A 19,042-nucleotide genomic window follows, 5' to 3' on the forward strand; every position below is an offset into this window, starting at 1 on the left:
CATGCAATCAGCACGCCCCCGGACTTACTATTCAGCGAAGATCAATTGATCAATTCGCCGCCTTGCTCGTATCCACCTTCTCCACCCATTCGGGGTAGAAGCTCGGCTCCCGGTTTGACCAACCCGCCGCCGTCGCCGCCGCCTCGCTGATCGACTGAAGCAACAGGCGCCGCTTGTCGGGATGCAGATGCGGCAGGCTCGCCGCCGCGCAGAAGGCGCCCGGCAACCAGGGTCGGGCACCCGCTCCGATCAGGCGCTCATACAGGAAGCGATAGGCGGAAAAAGTGCCAAGCCTGTCCTGGCCCAGGTCGAAGGCGGAGACCGTCACCAGCGGCGCCATGAATGGCTCCACCTGTTCCAGCCCACTATCGTCGGGTACGCGACATTTGATGTCGTCCAGCCGGTTGTATATCCGCGCCTGCGCCCGGATACTGGCCTCCTCCACCATATCTCGGGACCATAGCTTCATCGCGTCGCGGCGATGCAGCCCGATGTCCAGCGAGCGGCGAATATAGCGCTGCGTCGCAGCAGGGAAACTGGCGAACTCTCGTAACTCAGCCAGGGTGATGGCCCCATCTGCTGGTTTGGCACTCGTAACCATGTTTTTGCCCTCCGACTTGAAGTCGATCAGCAAAACATGCGCCCATCATGCTTACCGAATGCTTAAGCGCTTGTTCGGCTGACATTCAACAAGGGATCAGATTTCGTTTTGCGGCGCAACATATAAATCATCGGATGCGACAAAATGATGACGGATACAGCAGATGTGGACTTCCCCTGCCCTCATAAAAGGGTTGCAATTACCAGCAACGAAGTGGAACAGGTAGTGCAATATGTGGACAGGTTCTTTGACCGCCCATAACGTGGATGATGGCGGCATGACCGCACAGGGGAAGATGATGCAGGAAGACACGACAGCCAAGGCCGCGGAGGCCGGAGCAAAAGGCGCACAGACGCTGATGCGCGCGCTGGATATACTGGATCAGGTAATTGGTGGCCCCGTGCGCGCCGCCGACCTTGCCCGCACGCTGGGCATGAGCCGCACGACCACGCATCGGCTGGCCCATGCGCTGCGTTCGCGTGACTATCTCTCGGCCACGCAGGACGGCTTTGCGCTCGGCCCGAAACTACTCCAGCTCGGCGCCCTCGCGACCGAACAGGCCGACTATGTCCGCCTCGCTCGCCCCTATATGGAACTGCTCTCGGAGCGCACGGGCTTCTGCGTCTTCGTCGGCAAGCGTGAAGGCGACTGGTCACGCCATCTGGAGCGCGTGACAGGCCGGCAACGCTTGCGTGTTTCAACCGCGCCGGGCGACCGGCGCCCGATCGCCGAAACGGGCCTGGGAAAAGCACTCTTGCTCGACGACGATGACGCGTCGCTCGAACGTCTGTACCGTGAGTCCAAGGATGGCAAGCTGCCCGCCAAGCAGGTCGCCACCTGGATCACGGCCATGCATGCCCATCAGCAGCGCGGCATGGTCCTGCACGAAAGCGACCTGGGTGACGGCGTTCGTTCGATCGCCGTGCCCGTGCGCGATGCAAAGGGGCAGGTCGTTGTCGCGATCAGCATCGCCAGTGCCGCCCATTATCTGACCGACGACATCATCGATGGCCTTGCGGAACAAGTGCGCGAGACCGCCACTAACGTCAGCGCTGCGCTGGGCTACCAGCCGCGCTGATATTGGCGGGTTTCGCTCCCTGAAACCGTCATTCCTTGAAACCGGACGAGGGCGCCGGATCGCCATGATCGTCTGGATGGGTCGGACTGGGCGGGTCGGACGCGTCCATCGAATCCTCCAGACTCTCGTCCAGCTTTTCGTCGTCGGAACAGACATGATCCTGATCATCGCTTGGCCGTTTACCCTTGATCGCGTCTTCACGGTCGGCGGTTCGGCTATCGGGCGCGTCGTTTGCCATCAATCATCTCCTGACCATAGTTACCATCATGTTTAAGCGCTCGACACACTTGCCGGTTCCGACAGATGATCTGGACGCCCGAAGGATCGACCAACAGGCGGCGCGCTTCGACCAGCGCGCGTCCGCGGGGGCGACAGACGCCGCCCACTGCCGTAAAGTGCCATAATGACGATATTTCCCGAAGAGGGTGACCGCGGCGTGTCACCCGCGCTTGCGCTCTATTCCATTCTTGGCTTCTGGTTCTTCTACGCCATGCTTGTCAGCATGCGTGCCCTCGTACTGGGCTTCGGCGCACAGGGAGAGATGGCCGCTCGCCGTGCCGTCGTGACGGTGATCGGTATCGTCGTCACCTGGGTCTTCTACCTCGCACTGCGCTATTTCGACCGCAAGAAACTGCCGACCCGCATCGTCGTCGCCTTCTCGCTTGCCGCGGTCTTCGCCATCGCGACGGCCGTGGCCAATTTCTACATTTTCAACGTCTATGATCCCGTCGGGATCTTTCCGGACGCGGAATATGAAAAATACACGAAGGAAGCCGGTTTCGCGATCAAGCAGATCACCGAAGATGCGATCAGCCGTTATTTCTTCCTGTCCGCCTGGGCAAGCCTCTATCTTGCGCTTTCCTACGCCAGCGAGGCGCATCGGGTCGAACGCCGCGCCGCGCGCCTGGAACGGGCGGCTCAACAGGCCGAGCTGCGCTCGCTCCGCTATCAGGTGAATCCGCACTTCCTGTTCAACACCCTCAACTCCCTCTCCAGCCTGGTAATGAAGGATCATAGGGATGAGGCAGAACAGATGATCATGTCGCTCTCCAACTTCTACCGCACCAGCCTGACTGGCGACCCGCTGGAGGAAGTGCCCCTGTCGGAAGAAGTACATCTCCAGAAACTCTATCTGGATATTGAGGGGGTACGCTTTCCCGATCGCCTCTCCACCACCATCGACATTCCCCACGCGTTGATGAACTGCTGCGTGCCCGGCCTGATCCTTCAGCCCTTGGTCGAAAATGCCATCAAATATGGCGTCTCGCGCACGTCCAAACCCGTCGTCATCACCATTGCCGCCCGCGAGCAGGACGACATGCTGCATATCTGCGTCTCCGACGATGGCGACATGCCCCCCGGCGCGCATGATGGCGGCAATGGGATCGGCCTTGCCAATGTCCGCGACCGGTTGATGGCGCGCTATGGCGAAGACGGCCTCATCGCTTATGGTCCACGTGAAGAGGGTGGATTCGCCGTCCACCTGACCCTACCCATCGTCCGCCAGGGCTGCTGACAGAATGACCACACCGATCCGCACCATGATCGTCGATGATGAGCCGCTTGCAGTCGAGCGGCTCCAGATGCTCTGCGCCCGTGAACCGCGCATCGTCCTGGTTGGCACCGCCACAGATGGCGAAGCGGCGCTGCGCCTGGTTGAAGGGCTGCGACCCGACCTTGTCATGCTCGACATCGCCATGCCTCTGCTCGACGGCATCGGCGTGGCTCGCGCCGTCGGGCGCATGGGCCTGCGCCCCGCAATCATCTTCGTAACGGCGTTTGAGGGGTTCGCGGTGGAGGCGTTCGACCTTGCCGCCATCGACTATCTGCTAAAACCAGTCGCCCATGACCGCCTCACCCGCGCCGTCGACCGCGTCGAAACCGCGCTTGGCAACCGCAGCGCGGATATAACCGACCTGCCCGCCGAACCCGAAGCGCAGTGGGCGGAAGAATTTTGGGTGCCCCACCGCTCCGAACTGATCCGTGTCGGCACCGACCAGATCGACCGGATAGAGGCGGAACGCGACTATATGCGCCTTCATGTGGGGGGCCACAGCTATCTGCTGCATCAGACGATCAGTTCGCTGGAAACGCGCCTAGACCCCGGTAACTTCGTCCGCCTCCATCGCTCCCACATCGTCCGCCGCGATCATATCGCCCGCCTGCGCCACGATGGCAGCGGTGTCTGGTTCGCCTGCCTCGCGAACAATAGCGAAATCCGCATTGGTCGCACCTTCCTCGCCAATGCAAAGGCGATGACGGGACGATAAAGCGAGGGGCCAGCCCTGGAGCATTTTTCAGTCAGGTGAAATCACATCGCGACTCAAAAAATACGTTAAATCAAAAGTATAGAACGGTCGATCCGATGCAGTCGGATCGCAAAACGCTCTAGTCTACCGGTCGCGACACGCGCTTGCCCTTGGTTCGGCTGGTCAGATGAAAATACTGACAGCGGTCGCAACGATAATGTCTAAGCGCAATAGTGGCAGTCTGAGCGGCCAGAACTGCCTCATCTTCAGACCGGAAACGTGCCTTCTTCAAGCAAATGCTCAGCTTGGTCCGCACGCATGCCCTCCATTTCAAATGTCCGCGATCCGCTATGATGGCGGCCGCGCCCGACAGCAAGTGCCTCACAGCAACCTTGCCTCATCCCCGTTCCCGGCCTAAAGCCCCTGCATTCGCATGGACCCGGTGCAATTCCGGGTGGCTATTCCGGCCGCCGATCCGCCGGACAATCCCACATGACTTCAACCGCGCCAAAGTATCGCGCCCATGTGCCTTGTTGTGGATTCCTTACAATGACAACCACCCTTTCCGCCTGGCGCCGCCAATGGTTCGCCGATGCCACCGCCGCCCGATACGATATCATGGCCGGCATCGTCGTCGCGCTGGCTCTCATTCCCGAGGCCATCGGCTTTTCCATCATTGCCGGCGTCGATCCGCGCGTCGGCCTTTACGCCTCCGTCGCGATCGCGATGGTCGTCGCCTTTACCGGCGGCCGCCCCGGCATGATCTCGGCCGCCACCGCAGCGGTTGCAGTTCTGGTCGGCCCGCTGGTTCGCGACCATGGCGTCAACTATCTGTTCGCCGCGACGATCCTGATGGGCATCATCCAGATCATCGCCGGACTGCTGCGCCTGAACCTGCTGATGCAGTTCGTCTCCAGGTCGGTCATCACCGGCTTCGTCAATGCGCTCGCCATCCTCATCTTCATGGCGCAACTGCCGCAACTCATCCATGTCGGCTGGCAAAGCTATGCGATGGTCGCGGGTGGCCTTGCCATCATCTACCTCTTCCCGCGCCTGACGAAAGCCGTCCCCTCGCCGCTGGTCGCTATCCTGTCGCTCAGCGCCCTCTCCATCTGGCTGGGCCTGCCGGTCAACACCGTGGGCGACATGGGCAATCTGCCCGACGGGCTGCCCAGCTTCGCCTTGCCGGACGTGCCGCTGACATTCGATACGCTCCGCATCATCCTGCCCTATTCGCTCACCATGGCGGCGGTCGGCCTGCTGGAATCCTTGCTAACGGCCCAGATCGTCGACGACATGACCGATACCGACAGCGACAAGCGTCGCGAATGCGCCGGTCAGGGCAGCGCCAACATCATCGCCGCCCTGTTCGGCGGCATGGGCGGATGCGCGATGATCGGCCAGTCGGTCATCAACGTAACCTCGGGTGGAAGAGGCAGGCTTTCGACCTTCATTGCGGGCGCCTTCCTGCTGGTCCTGCTTACCCTGCTGGGGCCGCTGGTCGGGCAAATTCCGATGCCCGCACTGGTTGCCGTCATGGTCATGGTGTCGATCGGCACATTCAGTTGGGCCTCGATAGCCAATCTGCGCAGTCATCCGCCGACATCCTCCGTCGTGATGCTGACGACTGTCATTGTCGTGGTCGCCACCCGCGATCTGTCGCTGGGCGTGTTGGCCGGGGTACTCCTATCGGGCCTCTTTTTCGCAGGCAAAGTGCAGCGCATGTTCACGGTCGAACGGCAAAAATCGCCAGACGGCGTGCATGCCACCTACCGCGTAACCGGCCAGATCTTCTTCGCATCCGTCGATCGCTTCACCCGCGCGTTCCAGACAGAGGATAGCGCCACCCACATACTGATCGACGTCACCGCCGCGCATTTTTGGGACATTTCCGCCGTCAGCGCCCTCGACAAGATCATCGCCCGCCTGCGCCGGGAGGGCCGCACTGTCGAGGTGATCGGCTATAACCGCGCCAGTGCAGACATCATCGACCGCTTCGCCCTGCACGACAAAACAGGTGTGGAGACAGGGGCCGTGCCGCACTGACGCGAGCCATAAAGGAAAAGCCCCGGCGAGATCCACCGGGGCTTTTCCTTTGTAAAACGATAGGACGGGTCAGGCTTATTTCCCCACACGGGTCTGCGCGTCAGCATAGCGCTCGCCGGTCGCAGCGCGGGCGATGGCGCTTGCAACGGGCGCCTTGACATGGTCCAGCGCCAACTTGCGGCAAGCCGCCATCGTGCGGGTATCGGCGCTGACACATACCCGGTTGGAAGCAGAGCGAATGCGGCGCTGCAATTCCTTCTGGCCAGCCGCGTCGGACAGGTTGATGTCATGATAGCGCACGGCAGCCGTGCGGCCATTGGACTCGAACTCACCGGCGTTGGCGCTGCCAGCGGCGGCCAGCGAAGCAAGGGCGGTCAGGGCGATCAGGGTCTTGGTGGCGAACATGGTTTCAGTCTCCTCAATGCGTGTCCTTTGGACCGGCTGGCCTCTTTTTAGGGGGCGTTGGGCCTTCCGGTGCGGACGCTGCTGGTCTTTGAATGTGGGTCCAACCCGTCCTGCCCCTTCCTTTTAGTCCCGGCCTCCGGCACTCACTCGTGCGGTTCGACTGACGGCCTTCAAGCTCGGCCAACGACGCCTCCGTCGACAAAGCGCCCATGCCAGAAGACGAACGTCGCGACGAACGACAGGATGAACGACATGGAACCGAAACCATACAGCTTGCCGTAAGGGAAATAGCGAATCATGCGATCTGCGCCAGACGCAAAACGCCCCCGGTGCAAGGGATGACCGGGGGCGCATCCTGGGCGCTGTCGGGCACTTCAGGATCTCTTCAAGCTCGTAACCGGAAGACGGCAGCAAGGCCGTTTTCCCGTCCTGACCGATCATTTGGTGATCGACCATGGACATATCCAGACCATAGCGCATCGCACCATGGAGTCCGCCCCGGTTCGACCACCGACAGACGCATGCCGCCAGGTGGCATCGGCGCCCGACAAACCGCTCATGTCATCCGACCAACGACATGAACATATGGTTTTCGCGATGAAAGCAGCAATTATCCTGCGGCAAATTCCTTTCGCTAGCAATCACTCATCCGCCTTACACCTTTCGGAGACTTTATCTTGCGACGGCTCGCCCGCACGACCATATCTGCCCAGCGCCCCTTGCCCCCAAAGAACAAATATGGAACAAGTTGACCCCATGAGTCTCACACACATCAGCGTGCGCGGCGCGCGCGAGCACAACCTCAAGGGCGTCGATGTCGACCTCCCCCGCGACAGCCTGATCGTGATCACGGGCCTGTCCGGCTCGGGCAAGTCGTCCCTCGCCTTCGACACCATCTATGCGGAAGGGCAGCGCCGCTATGTGGAGTCCCTCTCCGCCTATGCGCGCCAGTTTCTTGAGATGATGCAGAAGCCCGATGTCGAGCATATCGAGGGCCTGTCCCCCGCCATCTCCATCGAGCAGAAGACCACCAGCCGCAATCCGCGCTCCACGGTCGCCACCGTAACCGAGATATACGACTATATGCGCCTGCTCTGGGCGCGCGTCGGCATCCCCTATTCGCCCGCTACGGGCCTTCCCATCAGCGCCATGACCGTCAGTCAGATGGTTGACCGCGTGCTCACCCTGGATGAAGGGACGCGCTTCTATCTGCTCGCCCCCGTCGTGCGCGGCCGTAAGGGTGAATATCGCAAGGAATTGGCCGAATGGCAGAAGGCGGGCTACACCCGCGTCCGTATAGACGGCGAAATGTATCTGATCGAGGACGCGCCCGCCCTCGACAAAAAATACAAGCACGACATCGAGGTGGTGGTCGATCGCCTGGCCGTCACCGCCGACATGACCACCCGCCTCGCCGATAGTTTCGAGCAGGCGCTGAAGCTTGCCGATGGCCTCGCCTTCATCGACCTTGCCGAAGGCCTCGTCCCCGGTCGTGAGAATGAAGCCCAGTCCTCGGGCAAGATGAAGAATAGCGGCATCCCTGCCAACCGCATCGTCTTCTCCGAAAAATTCGCCTGCCCCGTCAGCGGCTTCACCATCCCCGAGATCGAACCGCGCCTCTTCTCCTTCAACGCCCCGATGGGCGCCTGTCCGGCCTGCGACGGTCTGGGCGAGCGGCAGGAGTTCGACCCCGAACTGGTCGTCCCCAACGAAGCCCTCTCCCTGAAGAAAGGCGCTGTCGTCCCCTGGGCCAAGTCCAACCCGCCCAGCCCCTATTATATGCAGGTGCTTGGAAGTCTCGCGAAGGAGTTCGGCTTCTCGCTCGAAACCCCCTGGGCAGAGTTGCCCGGTGAAGCGAAGATCATCATCCTCCACGGCACCGGCGGCAAGCCCGTCACCCTGCGCTTTGTGGACGGCAAGAAGAGCTATGAGGTCAAGAAAGCCTTTGAAGGCGTCATCGGCAACCTCAACCGCCGCCTGCTCCAGACGGAATCCGCATGGATGCGTGAGGAACTGTCCAAATATCAGACCGCCATGCCGTGCGAAACATGCCATGGCGCCCGCCTCAAGCCGGAGGCGCTGGCGGTCAAGATCGCGGGCGAGGACATTTCCCTCTCCACCCGCCGCTCGGTGGTCGATGCGCTCAATTTCTTTACCGCGATGCCGGATCACCTCAATGACCAGCAAAACCAGATCGCGCGCGCCATCCTCAAGGAAATTGTCGAGCGCCTGGGCTTCCTCAACAATGTTGGCCTCGATTATCTGAACCTCGATCGCACCAGCGGTACGCTATCAGGCGGCGAGTCCCAGCGCATCCGCCTCGCCTCGCAGATCGGCAGCGGCCTTTCGGGCGTGCTCTACGTCCTCGACGAACCCTCGATCGGCCTGCACCAGCGCGACAATGACCGGCTGCTCGTCACCCTCAAGCGCCTGCGCGACCTGGGCAACAGTGTCATCGTCGTGGAGCATGACGAGGATGCGATCCGCCACGCCGACTATATCGTCGACATGGGACCGGGCGCGGGCGTCCATGGCGGTGAGATAGTCGCGCAAGGCTCCCTGTCTCAAATCCTTGCCGCCAAGGGATCGCTCACCGCTGATTATCTGAACGGCACGCGGCGGATCGAATTGCCCAAAAAGCGCCGCAAGGGATCAGGCAAGAAGCTCACCGTCCACAATGCCCGCGCCAACAACCTGACTGGCGTCACCGCATCGATCCCGCTCGGCACCTTCACCTGCATTACCGGCGTCTCGGGGTCGGGCAAGTCCAGCTTCACCATCGACACGCTCTATGCTGCGTCCGCCCGTGCGCTGAACGGCGCGCGCATAATCGCGGGCGCGCATGACAAGGTAACGGGCCTCGAACATTGCGACAAGGTGATCGACATCGACCAGTCACCCATCGGACGCACCCCGCGCTCCAACCCAGCCACCTATACCGGCGCCTTCACCAACATCCGCGATTGGTTCGCCGGCCTCCCCGAAAGCCAGGCACGCGGCTACAAGCCCGGCCGCTTCAGCTTCAACGTCAAGGGCGGCCGCTGCGAAGCCTGCACTGGCGACGGCCTCATCAAGATTGAAATGCACTTCCTCCCCGACGTCTACGTCACCTGCGACGTGTGCCACGGCGCGCGCTACAATCGCGAGACGCTGGAGGTGAAGTTCAAGGGCCACTCGATCGCCGACGTCCTCGACATGACGGTTGAGGATGCGGTCGAATTTTTCAAGGCCGTTCCCCCGATCCGCGACAAGATGGCCATGCTCGCCGAAGTGGGCCTTGGCTATGTCAAGGTCGGCCAGCAGGCCACCACCCTGTCCGGCGGCGAAGCCCAGCGCGTCAAACTCGCCAAGGAACTAGCCCGCAGAGCCACTGGCCAGACGCTGTACATCCTCGACGAACCCACCACCGGTCTTCATTTCGAGGATGTCCGCAAACTGTTGGAAGTCCTCCACGCCTTGGTCGAACAGGGCAACAGCGTCGTCGTGATCGAACATAATCTCGATGTCATCAAGACGGCAGACTGGATCATCGACATGGGGCCGGAAGGTGGCGTCAAGGGTGGCGAAGTCGTTGCAGAAGGCACGCCTGAGAGCGTCGCGAAAGAGCCACGGTCTTTCACCGGGCACTATCTTGCACCATTGCTGGGGCTGGAGAGTGTGGCGGCTGAGTGATATCAACAAATAGCGGCGCGCTTCCTGTTCGCGTTTGAGCCGTCACTTTCACCACCCGAGCATTTTCGAGACAGCAAGATCGAAGATGTGACGGATGAGGAGCGTCGCGCGCACTTCCCGGATTGACCACCCAGCCTTCCCAAATCATACAGACCATCACCCGACGCGGGGGGAACGGCGTCGGCTGATTATCTATGGGGGAAATCATTTGAAATATTTGTTTATGGCGGTCGCATTGCTCGCGGCCAGCACGGTCGCGCATGCCAAACAGCGCACGGTGATTGAGGATCTGCCAAAGGAAATCGTCGATAATAGCCATGTGATTATGGTCGAGGTCGCCATCGCCGACACCGCTAGGGAAAAGCTGGCCAAGATCGAAGCCAAGGCCATGGAGAAGCGCACGGATGCCGGCTTGCCTGCCTACCAACCGTTAGCGCATGATCCCGCCACTATGCCAGCGCGACCGGCTCGCGACATCTATTCCACGCTGCCATTTGAGGTAATGTTTCCCTTCGTCATGCAAGATGTCACCCGCGATTGGGGCCTAACGGAAGGCAAGGGCACGCCGATCCGGCTGCGGATCACCGTGGAGACGATCAAGACCGCCGACGCCGCGATGGCAATATTGATCAGCAGCGCCGACGAGTTGGCCGGCAAGGTCGACGTGCTGGACGCAACCGGCGAACAGAGCATCGGCTCTTTCTACGTCCACGTCGTCAACGCCCATGGAGGACTGGCTGGCCTGATGATGCGCGGCGGCGGCATCCGCGAAAAGCTCGCGCAGGAATTCGCGCTGGAAAGCGCCCGCATCCTCACCGGCAGCACCAAGAAGGATTGGAAGAAGCGCGTCAAGGCGCGCGAAAAGGCGCAGGAGCAGGCCACCACCATCGCGGTGGCGACGACGGCAAGCGGCCCGCAATGAAGCGATGGCCCATATTGGTGGTGGCGAGCGCGATGCTCGCCCCCTTTGCACCTGCGCATGCGCGCACGGTGGACTATAGCCTCGACAAGCCCGCAATAGAGGCCGCTGCGCTCGATCAGGGGATAGAAGGTCCATTTTCCGACGCGCCTGCTCTGGGCACGCTACCCCTGACGCTCGAAAATCCCACGGCCGCCGATCACAGCGTCAAGATCGTGAGCGTCTATTGCCAGGCCTATAAGATGGACAATCCCGTCGCGGCCCTGATGTCGCAACTCTTGCCGCCCGCACCGATGTCGGCGTCAGCCACCCCAACATTGCGCCTCATTCGCGGATCGACTCTGCTTCGCTGTCTCGGTAATGGCGAGTTCAAGAATATTTGCAAAAACGAAGTGAAATTAACCGCAGAACTGCGCTTCCAGACCGCCGATGGCGCCACGACCATGCGCCCAATCGTCGCCAGCGTAGAACGTGAAGGTCGCGTCGGCGGCTTCTGCGGCAACATGGCCCGCTATACCGCGATCGTCAGCCGCGAAGCAGGGATCGAACTCATTCGTAAGGCTAGCGCTATATACGCTCAAGCCAGCGCCGCGCAGTAACCCTATATGGGCAAGCCATTCACACGGGCATAATCAAGGTCTGCCTTCGTATCAAGATCACGGGAAAGGCTGACGCGGTTGACGATGGCTACGTCACGGCCAAGCACGCGACGATGGCGAGCAAAACTCTCTGGGCCAAAGGCGAAGGCGAACTGTGGCTGATACTTCGCCAAGGCAATGGCATTAGTGCCTCGACCATGGAGATCGGGAGCAAGCGCGCTACCGGCTTCCTCGGCTCGCGCAAGCAAATGCTCGATATCCGCAGACTCCAAAAAAGGCAGGTCGGCATGAATGACCAGCATTGGATATTCCAGCCGAGGCAGCAGGGCTTCCAGTTCCGCATTAAGTCCCCGCCCCTCATCCCGAACCCAATGTTCGCCCGACACCGCAACATTCTCCGGGGCAAGAATCAGGATTTTCTCTATCGTCTGGACGCGGTGTAATTGCGCCAGGACATGCGCGGCCATATGATTGCCCAAAGCGATCCGTTCGATGAGTGACATGTGCGGCGACAGACGCGACTTGCGGTCCGGGCCAAGCTTTAATGGTGCGACAGCCGTCCAGCGCATCAGTCGATCGCGGCAGCAAGCGCCAGCGCAGCGCGGGCGACGCGGGCCTTGTCCTCCAGCGTGACCATCAGCGTAGGCGTATGGGCGATTGCGATATCAGTCACACTACAATCATCGCCGCTATCGATCAGCAAACCGTCGATCAATCCGGCATAGTGACGAGCGATGCTGTCATTATCAACCGGCAGGCCCAATTCACCCATTAGCTTGACGGTAGGCCCCTTGACCGCCTGCCCCCCTACCAACGGCGAGACGGCGACGATTGGCGCCAGTGTATCGCTCAGCGCCTTGTGTATGGCCGGGATGGCAAGTAGCGGATCGACACTGAGAAACGGATTTGACGGCGCGATCAGGACGATATCCGCCGTCATGATCGCATCGACCACCCCCGGCGCTGGCGACGCCTGCTCGGCGCCTGCAAACCGGATGGCGTGGATCGCAGGTGCGCAGCGAAGCGCCACGAAATAGCGCTGAAATTCCAACTCGCCCACATCGCTGTCCAGCATTGTAGCGACCGGATCGTCCGTCATTGGCAGAATTTTTGCCTCCACACCCCAGCGACGCGCGACGGCAGCCGTAATGGTGGAGAGGGTGTCACCCCGCGCCAGTCCGGCGGTGCGCAGAACATGCAGCGCCATGTCACGGTCGCCCAACAGGAACCAGTCCTCTCCCCCCAACTCCCGCAATGCGGAGAGAAAGGCCCAGCTTTCATCTTCTCGTCCCCACCCCTGCGCGGTGTTCGCCTTGCCCGACAGGGTGTAGAGCAGGGTGTCGATATCAGGCGAGATGTGAAGGCCCAGATGACGAAAATCGTCACCTGTATTGACGATGGCTGTTACGGTGACGGGATCGACGACCTGAAGCAATCCCAGGACCAGTTTTGCGCCACCCACGCCGCCGGTCAGGACAACGGTTCCGCTCACCGGAACAGGTCTTCGTCAGCCGAACGCACCAGATCGGCAGCAGGGCGTGGATCACCCGTCACCTTGTAACCGCGTACTAGCGCGGCGGGGATTCCCTCAGCCCCCTCTCCCGTGGCCAGGCACGCAGCGGTAGCAATGATGTCGCCCAGCGCGATCTGCGTCACTTCAAGGGTACGGCCATCCCGATCCTGCTCGCCACGCCGATCGTGCAGCGCGGGCAGCCCCGCAGCACCGATCGCCACGGCAACCACGCCCATGCGCCATGGGCGGCCGAAACTGTCGGAAATGACCACAGCCATGCCCAACTCCGCATGAAGGGCAGCCGCTGTCGCATCCGGATCAATCGGCAACAACAGAACGCGCTCTCCGCCTTCCGGGCCGATGTTCGAACGATCGATCCCGGCATTGGCCATCACATGGCCTAACCGATGACGCGCGATAAGCACATGAGGAGCGGCGCGGACGATGCCGTCGGACTCGGTAAGTACAAGTTCGACTAGCCGTGCATCCTTGTGCGTGATGGCGGCCAGGCGACGCGCATCCTCGCCCGGAGTCAGGCTATCCAGTTCAATGAAGCGACCTTCTGCCTTCGACACGATTTTTTGGGTGACGACCAGCACGTCGTCGGCGCGCGGGGTAATATTCAGACTGCGCAGCCCCTCGCGCAGGATGGATACAAGGTCGTCACCTTGTTGGATTTCACCAATGCCTGTCAACGGGATAATTTCTATCATAGCACGCCTGGATCCAACTCTAATCTAAGGGGTTCCCGTGTGATACAAAGCCCCGCAGGTCAAGCCGCAAGCGATCATTGGCAGACCATGAGAAGTGGCCTGCAATTCAGGCCAGACTTTTCTTCAATTTTATGGTAGGTTTGGAATTATGCGACGCTGGAGAAACACGCGTCGATCAAGCCCCTTGTCGTGATATTATGCAAGGGCATGCCATGTGTGGCAGTCGCCGATCCGCAGGAAGAGAGATTGAGCGGAAGGCGCTATAGGGCCGTTATGCAGATGCGCGCTGAACGAACATCGGTAAACAGGCGTTGGGGCAAGCACTTGTGGCACGTCGTGGGCGCCATTCTTGCCGCTATCCTGCTTTTGTGGAGTCCGGCAATTGGCCAGGAGCGTGTGAAATCGCCAGCAATGGTCGTGCACCTTGATGGCGTGATCGGCCCGGCAAGCGCGGATTATCTGTCACGGGCGCTCGACAAGGCGGCCGACCACAAGGCGCCATTGGTGATCGTGCGGCTGGATACGCCGGGCGGACTGGACACCTCAATGCGGGCGATGATCCGCGACATTTTCGCCTCATCCGTGCCGGTCGCGACCTATGTTAGCCCAAGCGGTGCGCGGGCGGCGAGTGCGGGCGCCTTCTTGCTTTATGCAAGCCATATCGCGGCGATGGCGCCCGGCACCAATGTCGGCGCGGCGACGCCGGTACAGATTGGTGGCCTCCCCGGTCCGGGCAACGAACCGCCGAAACCGACGAGCCAGGAGAAGGAGAAGGCCGAGGCTCCGCACAGCGCGATGGATGCAAAGGCCGTCAACGATGCCACCGCCTATATCCGATCGCTTGCCGAACTGCGCGGGCGCAATGGCGATTGGGCCGAAAAGGCAGTGCGCGAGGCGGCGAGCTTGTCCGCCAGCGCCGCGCTCAAACAGCAGGTGATCGATATCGAGGCAAAAAATGTTCAAGATCTTCTCACGCAGCTTGACGGTCGCACGGTCATCGTCGCTGGGCAAAGGATCCGGCTCGCCACGCGCGGCCTTGCGGTCGAAGAGATACGCCCCGATTGGCGCACGGAACTGCTGAGCGCAATCACCAATCCCAATGTCGCGCTGATCCTGATGATGGTTGGCGTTTATGGCCTGATCTTCGAATTCATGAACCCAGGCTTCTTCGCGCCCGGCACGATTGGCGCGATCTGCCTGCTGACCGGACTCTATGCCCTGGCCGCGCTGCCGGTGAATTTCGCCGGGATCGCGTTGATTGCGTTGGGGATCGGGCTATTGATTGCCGAAGTCTATACCGCCTCGTTCGGCACGCTCGGGCTTGGGAGTGCGATCGCGTTCCTGCTAGGGGCGACGCTGCTTATCGACACCGACATTCCCGAGTTTCGTATTTCCCGGTCTGCCATGGCCAGCGTCTCCGCACTCAGCCTGCTCCTCGCTTTCCTCGGCGCGCGCCTTGCCTTGCTGTCGCGTCGCCACAGGATCGTCAGCGGTCGTGAAGAGATGATCGGCCTGCGCGGCGTCGTGGACGACTGGGGCAGCGGCGCCGGCCATGTCCTCGCCCATGGCGAGCGCTGGAAGGCCATCGGCCCGGAAACGCTCGGCAAAGGGCGGGATGTCCGCGTGACGGCGCTCCACGGGCTTACGCTCCATGTCGAACCCGACCCGCCCGCAACCGGAGGATAGCAGGATGATACCGCAATTCGCATTTTACCTTCCCCTACTCATCCTGCTGCTGCTGTTCCTTTTTGCGGCGATCAAGATCCTGCGTGAATATGAACGCGGCGTGGTCTTCACGCTGGGCCGCTTCACCGGGGTCAAAGGTCCAGGCCTCATTCTGCTCGTGCCGTTTGTACAGCAGATGGTGCGCACCGACCTGCGGGTGCTCGTCTTCGACGTGCCGCCGCAGGATGTGATCAGCCACGACAATGTTTCGGTGCGCGTCAACGCCGTTATCTATTTCCGCATCATCGATCCCGAAAAAGCGATCATCCAGGTGGAAGATTTCATGGCGGCGACCAGTCAACTGGCGCAGACCACGCTCCGTTCGGTGCTTGGCAAGCATGAACTGGACACCATGCTGGCCGAACGCGATCGGCTCAACAGCGACATTCAGGAAATACTGGATTCGCGCACCGACGCCTGGGGGATCAAGGTCGCCAATGTCGAGATCAAGCATGTGGATATCAACGAAGTGATGGTCCGCGCGATCGCAAGGCAGGCCGAAGCCGAACGCGAACGCCGGGCCAAGGTAATCAATGCGGAGGGCGAACAGCAGGCTGCGGCCAAGTTGCTGGAGGCGGCCGACATTCTTTCCCAGCGCCCGGAAGCCATGCAATTACGGTACCTGAGCAGCCTCAACGTCATCGCGGGCGAGAAGAGTTCCACGATCATCTTTCCCTTCCCGCTCGAATTCGGCAGGCTTCTCGGAGAAATCGCATCCCACCAAGGACAAAAGCCTGCCCCTTGAAGATCGGGGCGATGTCTGGGCGAGACAGCAGCGCGGATCAGGCCCCAGACAAAAAGGGGGCGCACATCGTGCACCCCCTCCCCCACTGCTATCCCTTCGGATAGCGATCAGAATTTGTAACCGACTTCGATGCCATACATGCGCGGTTCGCCATAGACGCTGTTCTGGAAACCAAGTCCCTCGGCGATCAGGCCCAGAACACCTATGCGATAGGTTTCGTTCAGCGCATTGTTGACGAATGCAGCAACCGAGGCCCCGGAACCGCCGACATTGTTCAACTCGGCACGCAGGTTGACCAACGAATAAGCTGGTTGTTTTCCTTCAAGCTCAAAGTCATCGAGGAAGATTGCGCTGCGCCAGGTATAGTTCGCGACGAAATTGAGTTCGCCCAACCGCTCGCTGACTGGCGGCGAAATGATCGCCGTCACACCCAACTGATGCTTCGGAACACCGCGCTGCTCGATCTCGGGCAGGCCGATCGTCGCGGTGGTCGCCCCCTCCAGGATCTTGACCTTGGTGTAGGAATAAAAGCCCGTGAGCGAGAAAGTATCGGTGTTGAACGTCGCCTCGAACTCGCCACCAGTGTTGCGCTGCTTTGCGGTATTGTCGACGACGGTGAAGACATTGCCACCCACAAACGTCGCGCGCTGCTTCTGCACGTCGCTGCCGTCCTGGCGGAAGATCGCGGTGCTGGTGGTCAGGCGGCCCGCGCCTAGCGGCGTGTTGGTCTTCAGGCCGATTTCATATTCGTTGACGAATTCCGGAAGGAACGGCGCCAGGGTCGTCGCGTTGGTCGCACGGGTGGAAAACCCGCCAGCGCGGAAGCCATGACGGTAGGAGGCGTAGGTCGTGATCTCCGGGCTTGGCTCATATTGGATGGTCGCGTCGTAGGTCCATTCCTTGAACGTCTTGCTGTTGGTGAAGAAGCAATCGCTCAGCGGCACCGTCTGCGTGCCGGGTGTGACCTCATCAATATCGAACGAACAGCGCCCGATCGAGCCATCGGGATTGGGCCGATTGGGCATCGATGGCGACACGGTGATCTTGCGCCGGTCGTAATTATACCGCAGGCCGCCCGAAAGGCTCAGCTTGTCCGTAACCTTGAACGTGCCAGCGACAAAGCCGGCCGCAGTGCGCGAATAGCCTTCGCCCGGATTGGACGTGGCGAACAGCGCCGCATTCGTTGTGCGAGGATTCAGGCCTGCGCCGACGATGTTGAGTTCCGGCAGGGTGTTCGCCAGCGATCCGTCCAGCCCCTTTTCCTCGAAATAATAGCCGCCCACGATCAGGTCCAGGCGATTGTCGAATGCCTTGGCCTGCAACTGCAGCTCTTCACTGATGTTGCGCGAACTGGAATATTGATGAGGCGCGATCAGGAAGGCTGGGATGCCGTCATAATCCTGCACAATATCGCGACGCTGCTTGCGATAGCCGAAGATGTTTTTCAGCGTCAGATTATCGTTGAGCTCCCAGGTCGTTTTGTTCGTGATGCCCCAGTTCTTGATACTTTCGGAAGGCAAACCGAAAACGTCCAGATTGCTGCCGTTGCCCGATCCGGAATTCAGCGTGAAGCGCCGCGAACGGAACAGCTGCTGCGCCTCGGCAAACTGAGCCGGGATATTGGTGTCGATCAGGCCTGCGGCACGCAGCCCCTCATAGTTGGACAAGGCCGAGGGGAAACGGACGCTGGTCAGGAAGGAGGCCGTGCCGCGCTCCTTCGATTTGTACCAGTCGTAGATGGTCAGCGATTCAAGGCCATCAATCGGCGCGATCAGTGCCGAGACGCGGAAAGCGTCAAAATTCTGGTTGTCGAGGTCAAGGCCGCTGCCGATGTCGTGCGACCAGCCGTCGCGCTCGCGGGTCTTGCCGGAAAAGCGCAACGCAACCTTATCGCCGATCGGGATATTCACCATGCCGTAAATGTCGTGCATGTCGTAATTGCCATATTGGCCACGCACTTCGCCCGCAAACTCTCCAAGCTTGGGATGGTTCGGTTCGATCAGCACGGCGCCGCCGGTCATATTGCGGCCAAACAGCGTGCCCTGCACGCCCTTCAGAACCTGGACCGATTGCAGATCGAACAGGCTGTTGCCGAAACCATAAGGGCGCGGCTGCACGACTTCGGCGAAATAGGTGCCGACCGGCGCGTCGGTGAACAGTTGGGTTTCCTGCGTGCGCTGGCCGCGCAGCGAGAATGCAACCGTATTGCGCTGGCTCTGCGCGCTGGTGATCGACAGCGAGGGGGTGCGATATTGCAGACCCTGTATGTCCGTGACGCCGGACTTGTTCAACTGGTCGCCGGAAATGGCGGAAACGGAAATCGGCACATCCTGTAGCGCTTCGTCACGACGACGGGCTGTCACGATAATGTCGCCGCTCGAAGCGCTCTCACCCTGCGGCTGCTGATCGGTCTGCGCGAACGCGGGAACGGACAGAAAAAGAGCAGCGCTGGTGGCGCACAGATATTGGCGGTAGGTCATGACATCCTCTCCAGAGTTAAGAGAGACTGGCCTGTTAGGTTCTGTTCGCACGGCCAGTCGCTACGTAACCAGCTAGCGTCATTTCCCGTCTTTTCTAGCCGTGCGCGGAGGATGGCTTGGCATCATCAGATACGCGATCTTGCTCGGCATGAAACAGGGCAATACGTTTCATTGATGACAGTTGATTTTGTGCAACGTGCAAAATCACAGCTGATGCGTTTACGCACATGCCGATTGAAGCCGCAGTTCTTCTATTTAGTCCTTAATGGAGGATCGACCGGATTTATTCGCTCAACG

At 60.7% G+C, this 19,042-nt stretch carries 17 protein-coding genes and 1 other annotated feature; of the genes, 9 read left to right on the forward strand and 8 right to left on the reverse strand.

What is annotated here, in order from left to right; translation table 11 throughout:
* Nucleotides 1-49 precede the first annotated feature (49 nt).
* A complete protein-coding gene (locus WFR25_RS14360; protein WP_336971781.1) occupies nt 50-601 on the reverse strand; it encodes a hypothetical protein in 552 nt (183 codons plus the stop codon).
* Nucleotides 602-848: 247 nt separating this feature from the next.
* Between WFR25_RS14360 and WFR25_RS14365 the strand changes: the two genes are divergently transcribed.
* Nucleotides 849-1,679: an IclR family transcriptional regulator gene (locus WFR25_RS14365; protein WP_336971783.1), complete on the forward strand. Its 831-nt coding sequence runs from the start codon at nt 849-851 to the stop codon at nt 1,677-1,679.
* 28 nt (nt 1,680-1,707) lie between these two features.
* Here WFR25_RS14365 and WFR25_RS14370 read toward each other — a convergent pair whose 3' ends face one another.
* A complete protein-coding gene (locus WFR25_RS14370; protein WP_336971785.1) occupies nt 1,708-1,917 on the reverse strand; it encodes a hypothetical protein in 210 nt (69 codons plus the stop codon).
* 165 nt (nt 1,918-2,082) lie between these two features.
* Between WFR25_RS14370 and WFR25_RS14375 the strand changes: the two genes are divergently transcribed.
* The 3 genes from WFR25_RS14375 to WFR25_RS14385 all read left to right on the forward strand — a co-directional run bounded on the left by WFR25_RS14375 (nt 2,083) and on the right by WFR25_RS14385 (nt 5,974).
* Nucleotides 2,083-3,195, forward strand: a complete 1,113-nt coding sequence (locus WFR25_RS14375; RefSeq protein WP_336971786.1) for a sensor histidine kinase — start codon at nt 2,083-2,085, stop codon at nt 3,193-3,195.
* Between the two features lie 4 nt (nt 3,196-3,199).
* Nucleotides 3,200-3,949: a LytR/AlgR family response regulator transcription factor gene (locus WFR25_RS14380; protein WP_336971788.1), complete on the forward strand. Its 750-nt coding sequence runs from the start codon at nt 3,200-3,202 to the stop codon at nt 3,947-3,949.
* A 411-nt stretch (nt 3,950-4,360) separates the two neighbouring features.
* Nucleotides 4,361-4,416, forward strand: a sequence feature (sul1 is cis-regulatory element that is thought to sense ions involved in sulfur or methionine metabolism; They are found in Alphaproteobacteria).
* A gap of 61 nt (nt 4,417-4,477) precedes the next feature.
* Nucleotides 4,478-5,974, forward strand: coding sequence for a SulP family inorganic anion transporter (locus WFR25_RS14385; protein WP_336971789.1), 1,497 nt, complete (start codon nt 4,478-4,480; stop codon nt 5,972-5,974).
* A gap of 75 nt (nt 5,975-6,049) precedes the next feature.
* Here WFR25_RS14385 and WFR25_RS14390 read toward each other — a convergent pair whose 3' ends face one another.
* Both WFR25_RS14390 and WFR25_RS14395 read right to left on the reverse strand, forming a co-directional pair.
* Nucleotides 6,050-6,379 carry a UrcA family protein gene (locus tag WFR25_RS14390; protein WP_336971790.1) on the reverse strand — a complete coding sequence of 110 codons (330 nt, stop codon included), beginning with the start codon at nt 6,377-6,379 and terminating at the stop codon, nt 6,050-6,052.
* 170 nt (nt 6,380-6,549) lie between these two features.
* Nucleotides 6,550-6,678 (reverse strand): hypothetical protein, encoded by a 129-nt coding sequence (locus WFR25_RS14395; RefSeq protein WP_336971791.1) that lies wholly within the window; start codon nt 6,676-6,678, stop codon nt 6,550-6,552.
* Between the two features lie 457 nt (nt 6,679-7,135).
* Between WFR25_RS14395 and uvrA the strand changes: the two genes are divergently transcribed.
* From uvrA to WFR25_RS14410, 3 genes are all read left to right on the forward strand, one after another.
* Nucleotides 7,136-10,051: an excinuclease ABC subunit UvrA gene (uvrA, locus tag WFR25_RS14400; RefSeq protein WP_336971792.1), complete on the forward strand. Its 2,916-nt coding sequence runs from the start codon at nt 7,136-7,138 to the stop codon at nt 10,049-10,051.
* A 208-nt stretch (nt 10,052-10,259) separates the two neighbouring features.
* Nucleotides 10,260-10,973, forward strand: coding sequence for a hypothetical protein (locus WFR25_RS14405; RefSeq protein ID WP_336971793.1), 714 nt, complete (start codon nt 10,260-10,262; stop codon nt 10,971-10,973).
* Nucleotides 10,970-11,569, forward strand: coding sequence for a hypothetical protein (locus tag WFR25_RS14410; RefSeq protein WP_336971795.1), 600 nt, complete (start codon nt 10,970-10,972; stop codon nt 11,567-11,569). Before WFR25_RS14405 ends, WFR25_RS14410 begins: the two co-directional genes overlap by 4 nt.
* 2 nt (nt 11,570-11,571) lie before the next feature.
* On the opposite strand, the gene cofC is transcribed toward WFR25_RS14410, so the two are convergent.
* The 3 genes from cofC to cofE are packed head-to-tail and all read right to left on the reverse strand — an operon-like array spanning nt 11,572 to nt 13,795.
* Nucleotides 11,572-12,138: a 2-phospho-L-lactate guanylyltransferase gene (cofC, locus tag WFR25_RS14415; RefSeq protein ID WP_336971796.1), complete on the reverse strand. Its 567-nt coding sequence runs from the start codon at nt 12,136-12,138 to the stop codon at nt 11,572-11,574.
* A complete protein-coding gene (gene cofD / locus WFR25_RS14420; RefSeq protein ID WP_336971797.1) occupies nt 12,138-13,061 on the reverse strand; it encodes a 2-phospho-L-lactate transferase in 924 nt (307 codons plus the stop codon). Before cofD ends, cofC begins: the two co-directional genes overlap by 1 nt.
* Nucleotides 13,058-13,795 carry a coenzyme F420-0:L-glutamate ligase gene (cofE, locus tag WFR25_RS14425; protein WP_336971798.1) on the reverse strand — a complete coding sequence of 246 codons (738 nt, stop codon included), beginning with the start codon at nt 13,793-13,795 and terminating at the stop codon, nt 13,058-13,060. Before cofE ends, cofD begins: the two co-directional genes overlap by 4 nt.
* A 396-nt stretch (nt 13,796-14,191) precedes the next feature.
* Here cofE and WFR25_RS14430 point away from each other — a divergent pair, with 396 nt between their 5' ends.
* Together WFR25_RS14430 and WFR25_RS14435 are read left to right on the forward strand one after the other, a co-directional pair.
* Nucleotides 14,192-15,481, forward strand: coding sequence for an NfeD family protein (locus WFR25_RS14430; protein WP_336971800.1), 1,290 nt, complete (start codon nt 14,192-14,194; stop codon nt 15,479-15,481).
* 4 nt (nt 15,482-15,485) lie between these two features.
* Nucleotides 15,486-16,265: a slipin family protein gene (locus tag WFR25_RS14435; protein WP_336971802.1), complete on the forward strand. Its 780-nt coding sequence runs from the start codon at nt 15,486-15,488 to the stop codon at nt 16,263-16,265.
* A gap of 107 nt (nt 16,266-16,372) precedes the next feature.
* Here the strand turns inward: WFR25_RS14435 and WFR25_RS14440 are convergent, their stop codons facing one another.
* Nucleotides 16,373-18,745 carry a TonB-dependent receptor gene (locus tag WFR25_RS14440; protein WP_336971803.1) on the reverse strand — a complete coding sequence of 791 codons (2,373 nt, stop codon included), beginning with the start codon at nt 18,743-18,745 and terminating at the stop codon, nt 16,373-16,375.
* Nucleotides 18,746-19,042: the final 297 nt, after the last annotated feature.

The sequence above is a fragment of the Sphingobium aromaticiconvertens genome (assembly GCF_037154075.1).
GTDB lineage: Bacteria > Pseudomonadota > Alphaproteobacteria > Sphingomonadales > Sphingomonadaceae > Sphingobium > Sphingobium aromaticiconvertens.